The following is a 2,081-nucleotide window of genomic DNA, read 5'->3' as shown; positions in this document are numbered from 1 at the left end:
CCGCCTTGAGCCCGGTAAGGCCCTCGAAGGCGTCCGGCTGCGGCTTCCACACATAGATGTAGCGGATGGCGGCCGGATCGAAATCCTCGCCCCGCCGCACCACGGGATAAGGCGCCAGCGCCGCGCTGAATTTTTTCGCCCAGGCGGCTTCATCGACATCGGAAAGGTGAAGCAAGAGCATGGGGCATCTCCTCATCAAAAAAGCCGCGCCCCGAAAGGCGCGGCTTGATTGGGTTGCGGCCTGTTGTGGCCTTAGCTGTTGGTGGCCGGGGCCGGTTCGGCTTCGGGCGCGGCCTCGCCTTCGGCGGCGTCGGCTGCCGGGGCTTCCTCGGCGACGGGGAAGGCGACCGGGTTATGCGACAGCGTCTGCAGATAGGCCAGCAGGTCGGCGCGCTCGGCATCGGTGCGGATGCCGGCGAAATTCATCTTGGTGCCGGGGGCGTAATCGCTCGGCTTGGTCAGGAAGGCGTTGAGATTCTCATAGCTCCACACGTCGCCGGCGGCATTGTGGGCCTTGAGCGCGTCGGAATAGGAGAAATCGGAAACCGAGCCCTCGGCGCGGCCGACCACGTCGAACAGATGCGGGCCCTGCTTGTTGGGCTCGCCCTCGCCGAAATTGTGGCAGGACTGGCACTTCTTGGCCGAAGCGGCACCGCGGCTGGGATCGGCGCTGGCCAGCAGCACGCCCAGCGGCACGACCGGCGCGGCTTCCACCGGCGCGCTGGCGCTGGCGCTGCCTTCCGGCTCGGGCAGGGCATAGCCCGGGCCCCGGCCCTCGATGGGGTGATAGATGGCTTCGGCAATAAAGCCGGCGGCCATGACGAACAACAGCGTGCCCAGCACGGCGCCCATGATTTTGTTAAGTTCGAACGAATTCATTTGGTCTCTCTGCCGGTCCATCCCCTGTGGACGTGTAGCCGACCCCGCTCAAACTTTCGATAGTCAATAAAGAAAATCGCCTCAACGTCGGGGACGACGCGCGCGGAAGATAGCCCCACCCCGCCAGCGGTGCAACAGGGCAAACTCACACTGCGACAATTCCTCGCCGCCTGGCCCGGCCCGCCGCCGGCCCCCTCTTGATTGACTCCATTCGCGCCGGGGTTCAAAAGCCTCCGGCCCACCAGCTTACGGACCTTATCCATGACCAAGAAGATCGCTTTCCAGGGCGAACCCGGCGCCTTCAGCCACGCCGCCGCCGCCAATCTGTTCCCCGGCGAGGAAGTGGTCGGCTGCGTCACCTTCGAGGAAACCATCAATGCGGTGCAGTCCGGCCGCGCCGATTACGCCGTGGTCCCGGTGGAAAATTCCCTTTACGGCCGCATCACCGATATCCACCATCTGCTGCCCGCAAGCGGTCTTTATATCATCGGGGAGACCTATCTGCGCGTCGAGATGAACCTGCTCGGCGTGCCCGGCGCCGCGCTTGAGGATATCGAGGCGGTCCAGTCGCTGTCGGTGGCCCTCGGCCAGTGCCGCAAATTCATTGCCGATCATGGCCTGCGCACCATCAACGCCGTCGATACCGCCGGCTCGGCCCGCGAGATCGCCCAGAAGGGCGACAGGAAAGTCGCCGCCATCGCCTCGCGCTTCGCCGCCGAAATCTACGGGCTGACCGTGCTGGCCTCCAATATCGAGGATGCCGAGCACAACACCACCCGCTTCCTCGTGCTCTCGCCCTCCCCGCAGGAAGCGCCCGCCGATAATGGCAAGGTCAAGACCACTTTCGTCTTCCGCGTGCGCAACGTACCCGCCGCGCTCTATAAGGCCATGGGCGGTTTCGCCACCAATGGCGTCAACATGACCAAGCTGGAAAGCTACATGGTGGGCGGCGCCTTCACCGCCACCCAGTTCTATGCCGATATCGAAGGCCATCCCTCCGACCGCGCCGTGCAGCTGGCCTTCGAGGAACTGGGCTTTTTCACCGACCACTTCCGCATTCTGGGCGTCTATCCGGCGGCGGAAGACCGGTAGAGCGGTTCACGTTTGATCTGCGACGGTCTTTCTTCACCTCTCCCTCGGGGGTAGGGCTATCGCATATGAAAAACTGATCGTCACCGGTGGTTCAGTCATCACCCTCCCCC

At 64.2% G+C, this 2,081-nt stretch carries 2 protein-coding genes and 1 pseudogene; 1 reads left to right on the top strand and 2 read right to left on the bottom strand.

What is annotated here, in order from left to right:
• Positions 1 to 181 (bottom strand): annotated as a pseudogene (locus VDP82_RS17480) (hypothetical protein); the annotation flags it as partial.
• 71 nt (positions 182 to 252) lie between these two features.
• Positions 253 to 879, bottom strand: a complete 627-nt coding sequence (locus VDP82_RS17475) for a cytochrome c family protein (RefSeq protein WP_323016092.1) — start codon at positions 877 to 879, stop codon at positions 253 to 255.
• A gap of 261 nt (positions 880 to 1,140) precedes the next feature.
• On the opposite strand from VDP82_RS17475, the gene VDP82_RS17470 reads away from it, so the two are divergent.
• Positions 1,141 to 1,971, top strand: coding sequence for a prephenate dehydratase (locus VDP82_RS17470; protein ID WP_323016091.1), 831 nt, complete (start codon positions 1,141 to 1,143; stop codon positions 1,969 to 1,971).
• Positions 1,972 to 2,081 lie beyond the last annotated feature (110 nt).

The organism is Devosia sp. (genome assembly GCF_034675085.1).
In the GTDB taxonomy this organism is placed as follows: domain Bacteria; phylum Pseudomonadota; class Alphaproteobacteria; order Rhizobiales; family Devosiaceae; genus Devosia.
Note: the sequence above shows the minus strand (reverse complement) of the source record. Positions and strands in the feature narration are given on the sequence as shown.